General features: G+C 70.0%; 14 protein-coding genes. 10 read left to right on the top strand and 4 right to left on the bottom strand.

Translation table 11 applies throughout. The features are described from left to right. Positions 1 to 28: 28 nt before the first annotated feature. Positions 29 to 499 carry a peroxiredoxin gene (locus M1L60_RS04810; protein WP_308208425.1) on the top strand — a complete coding sequence of 157 codons (471 nt, stop codon included), beginning with the start codon at positions 29 to 31 and terminating at the stop codon, positions 497 to 499. On the opposite strand, the gene zwf is transcribed toward M1L60_RS04810, so the two are convergent. Then, positions 496 to 1,989: a glucose-6-phosphate dehydrogenase gene (gene zwf, locus M1L60_RS04815; protein WP_253236051.1), complete on the bottom strand. Its 1,494-nt coding sequence runs from the start codon at positions 1,987 to 1,989 to the stop codon at positions 496 to 498. The genes M1L60_RS04810 and zwf overlap by 4 nt on opposite strands. A 127-nt stretch (positions 1,990 to 2,116) precedes the next feature. Between zwf and M1L60_RS04820 the strand changes: the two genes are divergently transcribed. Further along, a complete protein-coding gene (locus tag M1L60_RS04820) occupies positions 2,117 to 3,055 on the top strand; it encodes an exopolyphosphatase (protein WP_253236052.1) in 939 nt (312 codons plus the stop codon). 152 nt (positions 3,056 to 3,207) lie between these two features. On the opposite strand, the gene M1L60_RS04825 is transcribed toward M1L60_RS04820, so the two are convergent. Then, complete coding sequence (locus M1L60_RS04825; RefSeq protein ID WP_253236053.1) at positions 3,208 to 4,032, bottom strand: DUF1775 domain-containing protein; 825 nt, start codon at positions 4,030 to 4,032, stop codon at positions 3,208 to 3,210. A gap of 70 nt (positions 4,033 to 4,102) precedes the next feature. On the opposite strand from M1L60_RS04825, the gene M1L60_RS04830 reads away from it, so the two are divergent. The 4 genes from M1L60_RS04830 to M1L60_RS04845 all read left to right on the top strand — a co-directional run bounded on the left by M1L60_RS04830 (position 4,103) and on the right by M1L60_RS04845 (position 7,720). Then, positions 4,103 to 4,315: an RNA-binding S4 domain-containing protein gene (locus tag M1L60_RS04830; RefSeq protein WP_253236054.1), complete on the top strand. Its 213-nt coding sequence runs from the start codon at positions 4,103 to 4,105 to the stop codon at positions 4,313 to 4,315. A 180-nt stretch (positions 4,316 to 4,495) separates the two neighbouring features. Continuing rightward, on the top strand, positions 4,496 to 5,836 hold the full coding sequence (locus M1L60_RS04835; protein WP_253236055.1) for an ABC transporter substrate-binding protein: 1,341 nt from the start codon (positions 4,496 to 4,498) through the stop codon (positions 5,834 to 5,836). 70 nt (positions 5,837 to 5,906) lie between these two features. After that, positions 5,907 to 6,866 carry a carbohydrate ABC transporter permease gene (locus M1L60_RS04840; protein ID WP_253236056.1) on the top strand — a complete coding sequence of 320 codons (960 nt, stop codon included), beginning with the start codon at positions 5,907 to 5,909 and terminating at the stop codon, positions 6,864 to 6,866. After that, positions 6,863 to 7,720, top strand: coding sequence for a carbohydrate ABC transporter permease (locus M1L60_RS04845; protein WP_253236057.1), 858 nt, complete (start codon positions 6,863 to 6,865; stop codon positions 7,718 to 7,720). Before M1L60_RS04840 ends, M1L60_RS04845 begins: the two co-directional genes overlap by 4 nt. A gap of 66 nt (positions 7,721 to 7,786) precedes the next feature. On the opposite strand, the gene M1L60_RS04850 is transcribed toward M1L60_RS04845, so the two are convergent. After that, positions 7,787 to 8,647, bottom strand: a complete 861-nt coding sequence (locus M1L60_RS04850; protein ID WP_253236058.1) for a UbiA prenyltransferase family protein — start codon at positions 8,645 to 8,647, stop codon at positions 7,787 to 7,789. A 92-nt stretch (positions 8,648 to 8,739) separates the two neighbouring features. Between M1L60_RS04850 and M1L60_RS04855 the strand changes: the two genes are divergently transcribed. The 4 genes from M1L60_RS04855 (at position 8,740) to M1L60_RS04875 (ending at position 12,926) form a co-directional block, all read left to right on the top strand. Next, positions 8,740 to 9,225: a GNAT family N-acetyltransferase gene (locus tag M1L60_RS04855; protein WP_253236059.1), complete on the top strand. Its 486-nt coding sequence runs from the start codon at positions 8,740 to 8,742 to the stop codon at positions 9,223 to 9,225. Next, positions 9,222 to 9,842, top strand: a complete 621-nt coding sequence (locus M1L60_RS47535) for a ribonuclease FAU-1 family protein (RefSeq protein ID WP_308208426.1) — start codon at positions 9,222 to 9,224, stop codon at positions 9,840 to 9,842. Before M1L60_RS04855 ends, M1L60_RS47535 begins: the two co-directional genes overlap by 4 nt. A 407-nt stretch (positions 9,843 to 10,249) precedes the next feature. After that, positions 10,250 to 10,537 (top strand): hypothetical protein, encoded by a 288-nt coding sequence (locus M1L60_RS04870; RefSeq protein WP_253236060.1) that lies wholly within the window; start codon positions 10,250 to 10,252, stop codon positions 10,535 to 10,537. A 1,849-nt stretch (positions 10,538 to 12,386) separates the two neighbouring features. Further along, on the top strand, positions 12,387 to 12,926 hold the full coding sequence (locus M1L60_RS04875; RefSeq protein ID WP_253236061.1) for a sigma factor-like helix-turn-helix DNA-binding protein: 540 nt from the start codon (positions 12,387 to 12,389) through the stop codon (positions 12,924 to 12,926). Here the strand turns inward: M1L60_RS04875 and M1L60_RS04880 are convergent. Beyond that, entirely contained in the window at positions 12,916 to 15,636 is a 2,721-nt protein-coding gene (locus tag M1L60_RS04880) for an ATP-binding protein (protein WP_253236062.1), read from the bottom strand. The genes M1L60_RS04875 and M1L60_RS04880 overlap by 11 nt on opposite strands. Between the last annotated feature and the right edge of the window lie 47 nt (positions 15,637 to 15,683).

Consider the following 15,683-nt stretch of genomic DNA (forward strand, 5'->3'; position numbering starts at 1 on the left):
ATCGCCTACTGGGCGGTAAGTTTGCCCGGTGAGCATCAAAGCGGGCGACGTCGTCGATGATTTCGAGCTTCCGGACCAGGACGGCACGCCGCGGCGGCTGAGCGCGCTGCTCGCCGACGGCCCGGTGGTGCTGTTCTTCTACCCGGCCGCCCTCAGCAGCGGCTGCACGGCCGAGGCCTGCAACTTCCGCGACCTGGCGGCCGAGTTCCGCGAGGCCGGCGCGCAGCGGGTCGGCATCAGCCGCGATCCGGTCGAGAAGCAGAAGCAGTTCTCGGACAAGCACGGCTTCGACTACCCGCTGCTCAGCGACCCCGACTACTCGGTCGCCTCGGCCCTGGGCGTCAAGCGCAAGCTGCCGCTGGGCCCGCTCAGCTCGAAGCGGATGACCTTCGTGATCGACACCGACCGCTCGATCCTCGAGATCATCCACACCGAAACCAATATGAACGACCATGCGGCGAAGGCTCTGCAGACCCTCGCCGCGCGTAAACCCAGCTAAATCGTGTTCTTCCAGGCCCGGCCGGAGCGCCCGATCAGGCGGTCGGCGTCGGTCGGGCCCCACGAGGCGGCCTCGTAGGTCGGGATCGGCGAGTTGTCCGAGGCCCAGTGCTCGATGATCGGGTCGACCACGCGCCACGACTGCTCGACCTCGTCGCTGCGGATGAACAGCGTCGGGTCGCCCAGCAGCGCGTCGAGCAGCAGCCGCTCGTACGCCTCGGGGCTCTCCTCGGCGAACGTCTGCTCGTACGAGAAGTCCATCGACGCCGTGCGGACCCGGAACGAGTGGCCCGGCACCTTCGCGCCGAAGCGCAGCGAGATGCCCTCGTTGGGCTGGATGCGCAGGATGAGCGCGTCGGCCTCGAGCCCGGTCAGCTGGTCCTGCGGGATGGGCAGGTGCGGCGGCCGCTGGAACTGCAGGGCCACCTCGGTCACCCGGGCCGGCAACCTCTTTCCCGTGCGCACGTAGAAGGGCACGCCGGCCCAGCGCCAGTTGTCGACGTTGAGCCGCATGGCCGCGTACGTCTCGGTGCGCGACAACGGGTCGACGCCCACCTCTTCGCGGTAGCCGGCCATCAGGTCGTCCCGGGTGCCGCCGCGCGTGTACTGCCCGCGCACGGCCAGGTCGGCGATGTCGCGGTTGGTGGGCAGCCGGATCGCCTGCAGCAGCTTCACCTTCTCGTTGCGCAGGCCCTCGGCCTCGAACGACGCCGGCGGCTCCATGAGGGCGAGCGCGAGCACCTGCAGCACGTGGTTCTGCACGATGTCGCGCATCGCGCCTGCGTGCTCGTAGAAGCCGCCCCGGGTGCCGACGCCGAGCGTCTCGGCCACGGTGATCTGCACGTGGTCGACCCAGGAGCGGTCCCAGATGGGCTGGAAGATCGAGTTGGCGAAGCGCAGCGCGAGCACGTTCTGCACGGTGTCTTTGCCGAGGTAGTGATCGATCCGGAAGACCTGGGGCTCGTCGAACGACCCGTGCACGACGGCGTCCAGCTCGCGGGCGCTGGGCAGGTCACGCCCGTACGGCTTCTCGATGACCAGCCGCGAGAACGAGCCCTCGCGCGCGTGGTTGAGACCGGCCCCGGCCAGCCCGTTGATCACCGGCTCGAACGCCTCGGCCGGGGTGGACAGGTAGAACAGGCGGTTGCCGGCGGTGCCCCGCTCGGCGTCGAGCAGGTCGAGGGTCTCGGCCAGCCGCTTGTAGGTGTCGGGGTCGTCGTAGCCGCCCGATACGTACCTGATGCCGCCCTGAAGCTGGGGTTTGTCGAGCAGGCGGCGGTCGCCCAGCAGGCTGTCGGCGAACTGCTCGTCGCCCATCGGCGTGCGGGCCACGCCGACCAGGGCGAACTGGCTGGGCAGGCGATTGTGCCGGGCGAGGCTCTCCACGGCCGGGAGCAGCTTGCGCCGGGTCAGGTCGCCCGAGGCGCCGAAGATCACCAGCGTGGCGGGTGGGGCGCTGCGCTCCTGGATGAGCTGTGGGGCGTTGTCCATGGTTTTTACGTGTCCTCCGACCGTTGGGACCGTCCAGCAGAACTTTACGCAGCGTCGAGTCGGAAAGGTTCACTTCCATCCCCCGATGCGACCCGGGATACACCGACAAAAGTGGCAAACTAAGGCAATGAAGTATCGGCTGGTGACCCGAAGCGACTTCGACGGCTTGGTCTGCGCGGTGCTGCTGCGGCACCTCGACATGATCGACGACATCAAGTTCGTCCACCCCAAGGACGTGCAGGACGGGGAGGTCGAGGTCACCGAGAACGACATCCTGACCAACTTGCCGTACGCGCCCGGGGCCTACATGGTCTTCGACCACCACCACTCCGAGACGCTGCGCAACGAGGGCAACCTCGACAACCACATCATCGATGCCGACGCGCCCTCGGCGGCCCGGGTCATCTACGACTACTACGGCGGCCAGAAGCGCTTCCCCGACGTCTCCAACGGCCTCATGTACGCCGTGGACCAGGCCGACTCGGCCGACTACGCGCTCGAGGACATCCTCGACCCGCAGGGCTGGTCGCTGCTGAACTTCCTGATGGACAGCCGCACCGGGCTGGGCCGGTTCCGCGAGTTCCGGATCTCCAACTACGACCTGATGATGCAGCTCATCGACGCCTGCATCGCGCACAACGACGTCCGCGAGATCCTGGCCCTGCCCGACGTGGCCGAGCGGGCCGACCTGTACCGGGCCCAGCACGACCTGTTCGTCGAGCAGCTGAAGCGGGTCAGCCACGTCGACGGCGACGTGGTCGTGGTCGACCTGCGGAACGAAGAGGTGATCCACGCCGGGAACCGGTTCATGGTGTACGCGCTGTTCCCGGAGTCGCGCGTGTCGGTGCACGCGATCTGGGGCCGCCAGAAGCTCAACACCGTCTTCGCCTGCGGAAAGTCGATCCTCGACCGCACCTCGCCGGTGGACGTGGGCGAGGTGATGCTGCGCTACGGCGGCGGCGGGCACATCGCGGCCGGCACGTGCCAGGTGCCGCACGATCAAGCTGAACGGGTTGAGCGCGAGATCGTCGACGCGCTCAAGTCACCGCGGACTGTTTCGGTGTAGGCAGACATACTCGAGGGGCGGAAGAAGTGAATCCTCCGCCCCTCGTCCGCGGGTCGCGTGCCATGCCCAATGGCCCCACCCGCACGTCGTGCGCCGCGCCCCACGCGCGCCATCACGACGGTGTCCCGCGTCCACCATCGCGGGAGTCTTGATCAGCCCTTGTAGGCCCACTTGCTGCTGCCGGCCGCGACGGGCTCCTTCTCCTCGGCCGCCGGTTCCTCGACGGTCTCTTCCTCGTCGGGTTCGTCGTCCTCGGCCCGGTGGCGGTTGCGCAGCATCATGACGGCGCCGCCGGCCACGGCCAGAGCAGCCACGACCCAGCCCGCGTACGACCAGATCGACGAGCCGCGGTCCGCGTTCTCGATGGCCTGCTGGAACAGTTGCTCCTCGCCGCTCGCGGTCGTTCCGCTGGAGGTGGCGCCGCCGCCACCGTGCGCGTGCGCCGCCGCGGCGTAAGCGCCGGTGGGGTCGGGGGTGAGCGCCATGGTGGCCGGGGGCATCGCCGGGCCGGGCTTGCCGTCGGCCAGGGTGGTCGCGACGTCGAGCTGAACGGCGCTCAGCTGCGGCAGCGGGCCGACCGCGACGCTCAGGTCGGTGCTCGATCCGGGGGGAAGATCCTTGCCGGGCATGGCGAGCCAGGTGATCGAGGCGGCGACCTCGGTCGTCTCGGTGCCGCCGTGCAGGGTCTTCAGCGGCGTGTTGATCTTCCGCATCTTGATGCTCGGCGCCCAGTTCTCGACCGACAGCGGATAGGCCTCGGCCAGCGGCGTGTCGTCGCGGAACTTCACCGTGATCGTGTGGATCGGCGCCGTGCCGTCGTTGGTGACGCGCAGGGTCACGTTCTGCCCGCTGCCCTGATAGGCCGTCTCGGGCGCCACGACCTTGGCGTCGGCCAGGGCCGGGGTGGCGACGAGCGCGCCGAGGGCGGCGGCGACGACCGGGACGCCCGCGCGGCGGGCCAGCTGAAAGTGCCTCACGAGGGGTAGTTCGGATCACAGGCGTCAAAGGTTCAACGCCCGCGGAAAAGTTTTGCCGGATGATGTCGGGATGCGTGACGTTCCGATCGACGGCGACATGATCCGGCTGGGCCAGTTCCTCAAGCTGGCCGACCTCATCGACACCGGTGGCGAGGGCAAGGTCCTCATCGCCGCCGGGGACGTCTCGGTCAACGGCGAGGTGGACACCCGCCGGGGCCGCCAGCTGCACCCGGGCGATGTGGTCGAGGTCTTCGGCAACGAGGCGCGGGTCGCCTCCAGTTAGGACGTTCGGCCGAATGGCGAATGCCCTTATGTCCCACGGAGCGTGACGAACGGTTGACATCCTGTCGATCTCAGGCATGTACTGAGGCCCGGATGTTACCGGCGTCACAGCTTTGGGTAGTGCCGCTGGACCAGCAAGCCTCGCCGGGGAGGCCCTATGTCACGCAGGCACACACGCGCCGTGCTCGCTGCCGCCGCCACCTTCGTGCTCACCCTCACCGGGTGCGCCGGGTGGGGCGGCGGGCCGGGTGGTGGTGGTCCTAACAGCATCAACGTCCTGATGGTCAACAACCCGCAGATGATCGACCTGCAGCGGCTCACCGCGGACAACTTCACCAAGCAGACCGGTATCAATGTCAACTTCACCGTGCTGCCCGAGAACGACGTCCGCGACAAGATCAGTCAGGAGTTCTCGAGCCAGGCCGGCCAGTACGACGTCGCCTCGCTGAGCAACTTCGAGATCCCCATCTACGCCAAGTCGAAGTGGATCGCCCCGCTGGACGACTACGTCGCCGCCGACCAGCAGTTCGACCAGGACGACATCCTCGCCCCGATGACCCAGTCGCTGACCGCGGACGACGGCAAGCTCTACGGCGAGCCGTTCTACGGTGAGTCCTCGTTCCTGATGTACCGCAAGGACGTCCTGGAGTCGAACAACGTCCAGATGCCCGAGAAGCCGACCTGGCAGCAGGTGGCCGACATCGCGGCCCAGGTCGACAACAAGCAGCCCGGCATGCGCGGCATCTGCCTGCGCGGCCAGCCCGGCTGGGGACAGATCTTCGCGCCGCTCACCACGGTCGTGAACACCTTCGGCGGCACGTGGTTCGAGGAGGACTGGACGCCCAAGGTGGACGCGCCCGAGTTCACCGAGGCCACCAAGTTCTACGTGGACCTGGTCCGCTCGCACGGCGAGAACGGCGCCCCGCAGGCCGGCTTCACCGAATGCCTGAACAACCTGATCCAGGGCAACGTGGCGATGTGGTACGACGCCACCAGCGCCGCCGGTTCGCTCGAGGCCGACGACTCGCCGGTCAAGGGCAAGATCGGATACGCCCCGGCCCCGGTCGTGAAGACCGACAGCTCGGGCTGGCTGTACGCGTGGTCGTGGAGCATCCAGCAGGCCAGCGACAAGAAGGACAACGCCTGGAAGTTCATCTCGTGGGCCTCCAGCAAGCAGTACGAGGAACTGGTCGGCCAGCAGGTCGGCTGGTCCAGCGTCCCGGCCGGCAAGCGCGCCTCGACCTACGAGAACCAGGACTACCTCGGTGTGGCGTCGTCGTTCGCCGAGCCGACCAAGGCCGCCATCGAGTCGGCCGACCCGCGTAACCCCGGCGTGCAGGCCCGGCCCGCGATCGGCATTCAGTTCATCGACATCCCCGAGTTCACCGACCTCGGCACGCAGGTGTCGCAGTACGTGAGCTCGTCGATCGCCGGTCAGATGAGCGTCGACGAAGCCCTGGAACGCGGCCAGCGCCTGGCCGAGGACGTCGCCGAGCGCTACCAGTCCCGCGAGGGGGGCTAGACATGACTGACTGCACCGGAGTCAGTGAAGCGTTCGTAGGGCCGGGAAGGCATGTCACAGGAGGCTCAGCATGACATCGGTCGCCGAACAAGCCGGGACTACGACCGACGCGCCGAAACCCGCGCCGGGCGCCGCTCGCCGGGCGTCGGCCTGGGTCCGCCGCGCACCGCTGCTGCCCGCGCTCATCTTCATGATCGTCGTGACCCAGCTGCCCTTCGTGGCCACCCTGGTCATCTCGTTCATGGACTGGAACGCGTACTACCCCGAGGAGCGCGGCTTCGCCGGGTTCGACAACTTCGTGCGCGTGTTCACCGACGTCAACATGCGCGACGCCGTTTGGACGACGATCCTGCTCACGGCCGGGGTCGTGCTCATCAGCCTCGTACTGGGACTGGGCATTGCTCTTCTGCTCGACCGCAAGTTCCGGGGCCGGGGCTGGGTGCGCACGATGATGATCGCGCCGTTCCTGGTCGTGCCCGTGGCCGCGGCGCTGATCTGGAAGCACGCCCTCTTCAACCCCGAGTACGGCCTGTTCAACGGCGCGCTGACCTGGATCTGGGGCCTGTTCGGCTCGGACAACCCGCCCCAGCCGGACTGGATCAGCAACGCGCCGCTGTGGGCGGTCATCTTCGCCCTGGTCTGGCAGTGGACCCCGTTCATGATGCTGATCCTGCTGGCCGGCCTGCAGGGACGCCCGCTCGACGTGATCGAGGCGGCCCGCATCGACGGCGCCAACAACTGGCAGATCTTCCGCAGCATGACACTGCCCCACCTGCGGCAGTACCTCGAACTGGGTGCTTTGCTGGGCTCGATCTACATCGTGCAGAACTTCGACGCGGTCTTCACGATCACGTCCGGTGGCCTGGGCACGGCCAACCTGCCGTACACGATCTACCAGATCTTCTACCAGGCCCACGACTACGGACGGGCCTCCGCGGCCGCCGTCGTGGTCGTCATCGGCACCATCATCATCGCGACCTTCGCCCTGCGTACGGTCTCGTCGCTCTTCAAGGAGGAGACCCGCCGATGACTGCCACTGCTGTGCGCACCGCACCTCCGGGAAAGAAGGAAGGCCGCGGCGGAGCCTGGCTCTCGCTGCTGGCCTGGGTGATCGGCATCCTGTTCGTGCTGCCGGTCCTGTGGATGGTCCTGACTTCGTTCCACAGCGAGGCCGAGGCCGCCCAGAACCCGCCCGCCGTCTTCGCCCCGCTGACCCTGGAGGGCTACCGCGAGTTCTTCAGCGGCGGCGCCTCCCCGTGGCCGCCCCTGCTCAACTCGCTGACCGCCAGCGTGCTCTCCACGGCGCTGGTGCTGCTGCTGGCGATCCCCGCGGCGTACGCGTTGAGCATCAAGCCCGTCAAGAAGTGGAGCGACGTCCTCTTCTTCTTCCTGTCGACCAAGATGCTGCCGGTGGTGGCGGGCCTGCTGCCGCTGTATCTGTTCGCCCAGAACGCCGGCCTGCTCGACAACATCTGGCTGCTCATCCTCTTCTACACCTCGATGAACCTGCCGATCGCGGTCTGGATGATGCGCTCGTTCCTGTCCGAGGTGCCGGTCGAGATGCTCGAGGCCGCCCAGATGGACGGAGCCAACCTGGTCAAGACGCTGCGCTCGGTCATCGCGCCCGTGGTGACCCCCGGCATCGCCGCCACCGCCCTGATCTGCTTCATCTTCAGCTGGAACGAGCTCCTGTTCGCCCGCGTCCTCACGGCCACGGTCGCCGAGACCGCGCCGGTCTTCCTGACCAGCTTCGTCACCAGCCAGGGCCTGTTCCTGGCCCAGCTCTGCGCGGCCGCCTTCGTGGTCAGCCTGCCCGTCCTGGTGGCCGGCTTCGCCGCCCAGGACAAGCTGGTGCAGGGCCTGTCGCTGGGCTCGGTGAAGTAAAAGCGTCAACTCCGCCCCCGATGAACGGTGGCCGGTCCATTGCCGGGACCGGCCACCCATCTGTTCTCAACCGACGACGGCCAGCGCGAACCCGGCGGTCGGGATGGCGAAGAACAGGGAGAGCACGGCCAGGCGGGGGATCGAGGGGCGGCGGGTCAATATCGCGTACGCGGTGAGGAGCACCGGGATCGTCACGAGCTGCCCGGTCAGTGTGGAGCGGGGGACGACCACGTCGGCGGCGGCGCAGGCCACGCTGACGGCCAGGGCGGCGGCCCACAGGGCGAGCCCGGTGACGTACGCGGTGCGGGCTCCGAAGCGTACGGCGAAGGTCGTGTCACCCGCGTCCTCGTCGGCCGGCCGGTCGGTGACCGTGGTCGGCACGTAGAGGGCGGCCGCGAACAGAAGTCCGATCAGGCCGAACTGCCACGGGAAGTCCCACGGGTCGCGGGTGATGGACCAGCCCGCGGCCGGCGAGACGACGCCCACGACCAGCGCGTTAACGGTGACGTCCCAGCCCGGCCGGGTCTTCAGGCGCAGCGGGGGAGCGCTGTAGGCCCAGCCCAGCAGCAGCACCCCGGCCACGCCGAGCACGAACAGCGGGCCCACGAAGATGGCGGCGATCAGCGTGACCACCACGATCCGGCGGTACCAGGCGCGCAGCGTGGCCTCGTCGACCGCGCCGGTGACCAGGGGCGCCGTCGCCTTGCGGGGGTTGGCGCGGTCGCTGGTCAGGTCGTGCCGGTCGTTCTGGGCCAGCACCGCGCCCCACACCAGCGGGCCCAGCACCAGCAGGGCGATCAGCGCCCGGGGCAGATCGGCCGGCACCCACCGCCCGCCGGCCAGCACCGTGCCCAGATAGGCCGGCACCCACGACACGGGCCAGAACCAGGGCCGCGACACGGCGACCACGAGCGTGGCGGTTGTCATGACCGGATCCTCGGCCGTCGCCGCTGACAGGTCGCTGAGAACCCGGACCCCACCCGCGAACGGGTCAGCGCCAGGGGAGAACACTGAGTATCGTGCAGATCCGGCAGTTCACCGAGTCCGACTGGCCGCAGGTGTGGGGGATCGTCCGGTCGGTGGTCCGCCCGGCCGACACGTTCACCTACGACCCCGCGATGACCGAACCGGAGGCCCGGGCGACCTGGCTCGAATCCCCGCCCGGCGAAACCGTGGTCGCCGTCAACGGCACCGAGGTGCTCGGCACGGCCAAGGTCGGCACGAACAAGCCCGGCCCCGGCGCGCACGTGGCCACGGCCAGCTTCATGGTCGCCGCGACCAGCCGCGGCCAGGGCGTCGGCACGGCCCTGCTGCGCTACACCCTCGAGTGGGCCCGCATTCACAAGTACGCCGGCATGCAGTTCAACGCGGTGGCCGAGTCCAACCGCAACGCCGTCGGCCTCTACGTACGCGAGGGCTTCACCATCATCGGCACCGTCCCTGGCGCTTTCGCCCACCCCACCGAGGGCCGCGTCGGCCTCCACATCATGTACGCGCCTTTGTGACCGTGCTGTACCGCTACGGCCGCGACGGCCGCACCCGCTTCGCCCGCACCGGCCGCGTCATAGCCGACACCGCCGACGGTGTCACACTGTGGACAGCCGCCGGTTCCCCGCAGATCGAGTCGCTCCTGGCCGACGGCCGCCCGCTGCGCTCGGTCCCGGTGGCCGACCGCTTCGCCCTGCCCCGCATCCGCCGCGAAACCACGTGGCGCGGCCCCGGCATCGTGCAGTTCGCCCCCACCGCCGGCGAGTTCTCCATCTCGTGGTTCTTCACCGACCAGGGCGACTTCGAGGGCTGGTACGTCAACCTGGAGTCCCAGCCCGTCCGCCACGACCACTTCATCGACAGCACCGACCGCGCCCTCGACGTCTGGATCACCCCCGACCGCATCCCCCACTGGAAGGACGAGGACGAGTTCGCCCACCTCACCGACCGCCCCGGCCGCTGGACCACCACCGAAGCCACCGCCATCCGCGCCACCGCCACGGCTCTCGTGTCCAGGGCCGCAGCCGCCGAGTTCCCCTTCGACGGCCGCTGGACCGACTACCGCCCCGACCCGACGTGGCCCCCGCTCACCCTGCCGCCGAACTGGGACGACCCGCATCTGGCCACCCCCTGAGCCACCACGCTCCGATCATGTCGGTTGTCCGGTCTCTTCGACCGACGGGGGCATTGACATGACACGTCGTCCAGGTCACGTCCGCCGCCTGCGCGGACGTTGCCACTCCACTATCGCCTCAACACAATCGAAGTCTGCTCGACCAGGCCTCCCCCCATGCCAGATCAGAGCGAAACGCCTCACCGCCCAGCGCCGGCAGAAGCGGACGCGGACCCCACCCACTCGCCTTCCACAGCCAGGCGGACACCGCCTCGTGCCCAGAGAGCACGCTGCACCACCGGGATCAGCTGATCCCACCCATAGATCGATGACAGGGTCGCTGAGCCGTTCACCGGCGAAGTGCAATTCGTCTGCGCCACAGGCCCGCGTGAACTCACGGGCTCGGAGCCACTGAGCTGTGGCAGCTGATGCAGCTCGTACGCCGTCGCAACGAGCACGAGCCGCCGGAACACCCGCTCAGGCACGCCGGCGGTCGGCTGGGCTGTCACGGCAGAGGGCCACGACGGGAGCTTGAGCGCGAGACCCTGCACGGCCGCCGCGCGTTCACCGACGAACGCGAGGCCTGGCTGACCTCGTTCCGGTGGCTGCACCGCTACGACACCGTCCGCCGACACTCCCGGCTCGAGCAGCAATCCCCGATCAACTACGAGATCAACATCCGAACAACGCCGGCTACGCCGGCGTCAGCCGCATGAACCCCGTGCCCAAGATCCGCGGTCAAGGTCCGTCTTACGCGAGTGTTCGGTTTGGTGCTGTGTTTCCTGTTACCGGACTTCTGGCTCCGCCTTCCCGCACTTTCCGGAATTGGCATGGACTTTGTTTGGCGTGTCGCGGCCCGGGTTCGGGATAATAGTGCATGGCGCAATTGAGTCTGTTCTCCCGGTCGCAGATCACGGCCTGGCGGGATCGAACCCGGTCACGCCGTTATTCGCCGGACAAAGAAGAATTCCGCCGCGATCATGCACGCCGCCGGAACTGGGGGCTGAAAAGACGGCACGCAACAAAGCTGTGCCGATTGCAAGGTTGTTCGCGGGAATGCGGAGCGCTGGGACTGCATGATCCGGTAGATCCGATACCACCGCTGATCTGGGACGACCAAACCAGTGCCACCCGCCCGGTGCCCCGTGGCGGTGCACCGGCCGGTCCGCAACACCCGCCCACCGCCACGGACCCAGCCGACCGGCCCCCGCCCGTCAATCACGCACTGCCCGCAGATCGCGCTGCTGTGGCAGAGCCTGCTCCGCACGGCGGGCACCCTCAGACCAAGACGCCACACCCGGCAGACACGAAAGCCGACGAATCGGGCCAGGACACCGCTACGACACCGCCACCACAGACCGGGACACCCGACACAGCGGGCCTGGCCACCGCGGCAATTCCGGTGGCTGCGCCGGGAATCGCGGGCACAGCGGGCCTGGTTGGCGCGGGAACGCCGGTGGCGGTGCTGGGGGCTGTGGGCGCATCGGGCCTGGTTGGCGCGGTAATGCCGGTGACAGTGGCGAGACCGACGGGGCCTGCCCTCGACCGGTCGCCGCCGGTTAGCGCACGGATACGTGTCGTCCGGGCGGCATCAGCCGATCCGCCGGCCGCGACCGGTCACGCATCACCTGCTCACCCGCGGGAGCGAGCCGGTCGACCACAGCCGGTCAGGCCGCAACCGCATAACCCAGCGCCACCTGTTGATCGGCCCGCGGCCGGCGCCACGCTGCCGCCGCAGGTGCGGGCCGCGCTGACGTTGCGGTGCCTGGCCGACTCGCCCAGCAACGGCATCCCAGCCAGACACCCCGCCGACCGACACCATCGACGGCGTCACAGCACCACCGACGACCGTCCCACCGGTACACCAAACCGACATCAGACTGCGTCAACAACAGGCCGCCTACTGTCGACCAGCAGAAGACTGCCCTTGGGAACCGGCTGGACCAACGGTCTGCCCTATACCGGAATTCCGCCACCGGCCGGGACGCAGGCAACAATTCCAGCAACCGTTTCGCCATCTTCGATGACATAACGACGTGCACTCATCCGCGCGAATCAGTACGCTTTTGCAGCGCGTCAGGTCATCGGTGCACGGCTCGGGAATGCCGCCCTGGTCGGAGTTTTCGCCTGTCTTTAATCTACTTTACCCGGTAGGCGCTTCACGGCAGGTTGCCTTATTCGTGAACGGTTCAGGGACGGCGCTGCCGATATTGTGGTGTCGTTGTGACGTGCACGGGCCCTTGATCGGGTGTCCGATTCTCGGCAGGTCCGGGAACTCGAGACCGGTGCGGCTTCCATCCAGCGTTCGCGGGCCCGGGTGCGGCTGCCGGGCGGCCGCCATTCGGGAACTGTCCTGGGTGCAACGCCCGGAGCTACGGACCACGGGGGTGGCCACGTGGTTTCCGGGGCGCGGGGGCGGGTTGTCGCGGGCGACGGTGATCTCAGAGGCATCGGCGGGGATGCCGTTGGGGGATCGGAGCCGGGACCGTGAGTGTCATGGCGGTAGGGCCGCGTGCGAGGAGCGCGGTTGAGGCAGAGGAGTTCGTGGCGGCGAGGCCGCGGTTGATGGCGTTGGCCCTGCGGGTGCTGGGCGATCCCGGCGAGGCGCAGGACGTGGTGCAGGAGGCGTGGCTGCGCTGGCGCCGGGAGGACCGGTCGGGGGTGATCAATGCGCCCGCCTTCCTGGCCACCACAACCACGCGCCTGGCCATCAACGTGGCCCAGTCGGCGCGGAAACGACGCGAGACGGTAGCCGGCCCTTGGCTGCCCGAGCCCGTGGACCGGCAGGCCGACCCCGCGGTCACCGTGGAGCGGCACGACGCCTTGGACGGTGCGGTGCGGCTGATGCTGCAGAAGATGACCGCGCCCGAGCGTGCGGCCTACCTGTTGCGCAAGGCGTTCGACTACCCCTACCAGCGGATCGCCGAGATCCTCGGGGTCAGCGGGGACAGCGCCCGCCAGCTCGTGCGGCGGGCGCACGAGGGGCTCGGGTCGGGGCGGCGGCGGGTCGTCGACGAGGCCGAGCACCGCCGGCTCGTGCGTATTGTGCTCGCGGCCGCGCGTACGGGAAATCTGGCCGAGCTCGAAGCGGTGCTCAGGCCGTAGCGGCCAGGCCGCGGATCTCGCGCCGGGACGTGATGCCGAGCTTCGTGAAGACCTTGCGCAGGTGCCATTCGACGGTGTGCGGGCTGATGAACAGCTGGGCGCCGATCTCCGGGTTGGTCAGGCCCTCGCCGGCCAGCCGGGCGATCTGCGCCTCCTGCGCGGTCAGGGCGGCGTGCGTCGCCACCGCCCGGCGGCGGACCGTCTCGCCCGTGGCCTGCAGTTCGCGGCGCGCCCGGTCGGCGAACGCCTCGGCGCCCATGTGGCTCAGGCTTTCGTACGCGAGACCGAGCTGCCGCCGGGCGTCCGTGCGCCGGCCTTCGCGGCGCAGCCACTCGCCGTACAGAAGCCTGGTTCGCGCCAACGCCGTGCGCACCTCGGTCTGTTCGAGCCGCCCCAGCGCTTCCCGATAGAGGCGGTCGGCGGTGGCCCCGGAACTGACCTGGGCCTGCGCCCCGGCCGCCGTGCCGAGGGCCCAGTCGGTGCCGGCCGCCTCGGCCATCTCGGTGATCAGGCGGGCCCCCTCCGACGCCTCGGCCGGACGGCCGCTGCGGGCGGCCGCCTCGACCAGTTCGACAGTGGACGAGATGGCCAGGCCGAACTCCTCGGGGTGGGCGCAGCCCCGTTCGGCCGCGGCGTACGCCTCCTCGTAGCGGCCGAGCCCGTTGTTGAGCACGGCCAGGGCCCACTGCGTCGCGCTCATCACCTTGCCCTCGCCCCGCAGCACCGGGTCCCGCATGATCGGCTCGAGGACGGCCCGGGTCGGCGCCTCGCGCCCCCGGTGCGGCTCGAGAACCATCGACGCGTACTGGGCGAAGAACCGGCTGCCGGTCGCCTCGCCGATCGTCACCGCCTCGACGGCCAGCGACTCGGCCAGGCCCAGCTCGCCCGCGAAGACCCGGTTGGACAGCCGCAGCAGCAGCGCCGAGGGCAGGATCGACAGGTCGCCGGTGGCCCGGGCCTGGTCGACGAGCCGGGCCGACAGTTCCGACCAGGCCTCGAAGTCCCACACGTTGTGGCTCATCCGGCAGGCCAGCGGCAGCCAGCCCAGACCCATCGGCTCGGCCCGGAAGCGGGTCAGGGCGGCGCGGACGATCGGGGCCCCGGCCGCGTAGCCGTCGGTGACCATGGCGGCCGAGCCTTCGAGCAGCGGCACCGCCGGGGGCGGGGCACCGCGGGCGGCCCGGGCCACGTCGAGCACCTGGGCCCCGGTCGGCAGCCGGCCCGCGGTCATCGCCGCGTAGAGCGCGTCCCGGTACGTCTCGTGGGCCAGCCCGGCGTCGACCGGTTCGAGCTGCTTGGCCGCCCGCAGCAACAGTGGCAGCCCGGCCCCGGCGCTGCGCGAGGCGAACGTGATCTGACCGCGGAGCAGGCCCGATTCGGCCCGCCCGCGCTCGTCGAGGGGGCTGAGCTCGGCCGCGTCGAGCAGCGCCAGCGCCGCGTCGTACGCCCCGGCCTGGTGTTTGGCCCGGGCCGCGGCCAGCGCCCGGGCCCCGCGGCGCTCGGCGTCGGGGCTGAGCTCGGCCGAGCGTTCGAGGAAGGCCGCGGCCGCGGCCACCCCGCCCCGGGCCTGGGCTCGGCCCGCGGACTGTTCGAGTTCGGCCGCCACCGCTTCGTCGGGGCTGGTGGTGGCCTGAGCGCGGTGCCAGGCGCGGCGGTCGGGGTCGGCCGCGGGGTCGGTCGCGTCGGCCAGGCCGGCGTGCACGGCCTGCCGGTCCGCGGGGGTGGCGGCCCGGTAGGCCGCCGAGCGCACCAGCGGATGCCGGAACCGCACCCGGGTGCCCACGGTGATCAGGTCGGCCGCCTCGGCCGGGGCGACGGCGGCGGGGTCGAGACCGAGCCGTCCGGCCGTTCGGGTCAGCAGCGACACGTCGCCGACCGGTTCGGCCGCGGCGATCAGCAGCACCCGGCGGGTCTCGGCCGGAAGCGCTTCGACCCGGCGCAGAAAGCTGAGCTCGATCTGGTTGGCCAGCGGCCGCGCGTCCGGCCGCCCGAAGCCGCCGGCCAGTTCGGCCGCGGTCAGCCCGCGGGGCAGTTCGAGCAGCGCGAGCGGGTTGCCCTGGGTCTCGGCCACGATCCGGTCGCGGACGTGCTCGTCGAGCCGCCCGGGGGTCACGGAGTCGAGCAGCCCGCGCGCGTCGAGGTCGCTGAGCCGGCCCACCTCGAGCTGGGGGAGGGTCCGCAGATCAGGGTCGACCCCGGGTTCCCGTACGGCGAGAACGAGCCCGATCGGTTCGGCCAGCAGCCGCCGGGCCACAAAGGTGAGCGTCTGCGCCGACACCCGGTCGAGCCACTGGGCGTCGTCGACCAGGCAGAGCAGCGGCTGCTCGTCGGCCGCCTCGGCCAGCAGGCTGAGCACGGCCAGCCCGACCAGGAACCGGTTGGGCGCTGGGCCCGCGCTCAGCCCGAACGCCGTGGCGAGGGCTTCCCGCTGCGGGCCGGGCAGGCGGTCGAGCCGGTCGAGGAACGGGGCGCACAGCTGGTGCAGGCCGCCGAAGGCGAGTTCCATCTCGGATTCGGCGCCGGCCGCGCGCACGATCCGGAGCCCGGCGGCGGTGTGCCGCAGATGACCGAGCAGGGCGGTCTTGCCGATGCCGGCCTCGCCCCGCAGCAAGAGCACCGCGCTGTGTCCGCCGCGCACGGTGCCGACGAGCCGATCCAACGTCGCGCTCTCGCCCTGCCGGCCGCGCAGCCGTGGCTGCCGGTCTGTCATCCGATCGCCCCCCGGGGCGAGGGTATACCGCGGCGCTGCCCGTGAGC

Source organism: Paractinoplanes aksuensis, assembly GCF_024137025.1.
Taxonomy (GTDB): Bacteria; Actinomycetota; Actinomycetes; order Mycobacteriales; family Micromonosporaceae; genus Actinoplanes; species Actinoplanes aksuensis.

Excerpts from the sequence above, each read along its gene's own strand:
- zwf (WP_253236051.1), bottom strand. The coding sequence starts at position 1,989 with ATGGACAACGCCCCACAGCTCATCCAGGAGCGCAGCGCCCCACCCGCC.
- M1L60_RS04820 (WP_253236052.1), top strand. The coding sequence starts at position 2,117 with ATGAAGTATCGGCTGGTGACCCGAAGCGACTTCGACGGCTTGGTCTGC.
- M1L60_RS04830 (WP_253236054.1), top strand. The coding sequence starts at position 4,103 with ATGCGTGACGTTCCGATCGACGGCGACATGATCCGGCTGGGCCAGTTC.
- M1L60_RS04840 (WP_253236056.1), top strand. The coding sequence starts at position 5,907 with ATGACATCGGTCGCCGAACAAGCCGGGACTACGACCGACGCGCCGAAA.
- M1L60_RS04845 (WP_253236057.1), top strand. The coding sequence starts at position 6,863 with ATGACTGCCACTGCTGTGCGCACCGCACCTCCGGGAAAGAAGGAAGGC.
- M1L60_RS04850 (WP_253236058.1), bottom strand. The coding sequence starts at position 8,647 with ATGACAACCGCCACGCTCGTGGTCGCCGTGTCGCGGCCCTGGTTCTGG.
- M1L60_RS04870 (WP_253236060.1), top strand. The coding sequence starts at position 10,250 with ATGCAGCTCGTACGCCGTCGCAACGAGCACGAGCCGCCGGAACACCCG.
- M1L60_RS04875 (WP_253236061.1), top strand. The coding sequence starts at position 12,387 with ATGGCGTTGGCCCTGCGGGTGCTGGGCGATCCCGGCGAGGCGCAGGAC.
- M1L60_RS04880 (WP_253236062.1), bottom strand. The coding sequence starts at position 15,636 with ATGACAGACCGGCAGCCACGGCTGCGCGGCCGGCAGGGCGAGAGCGCG.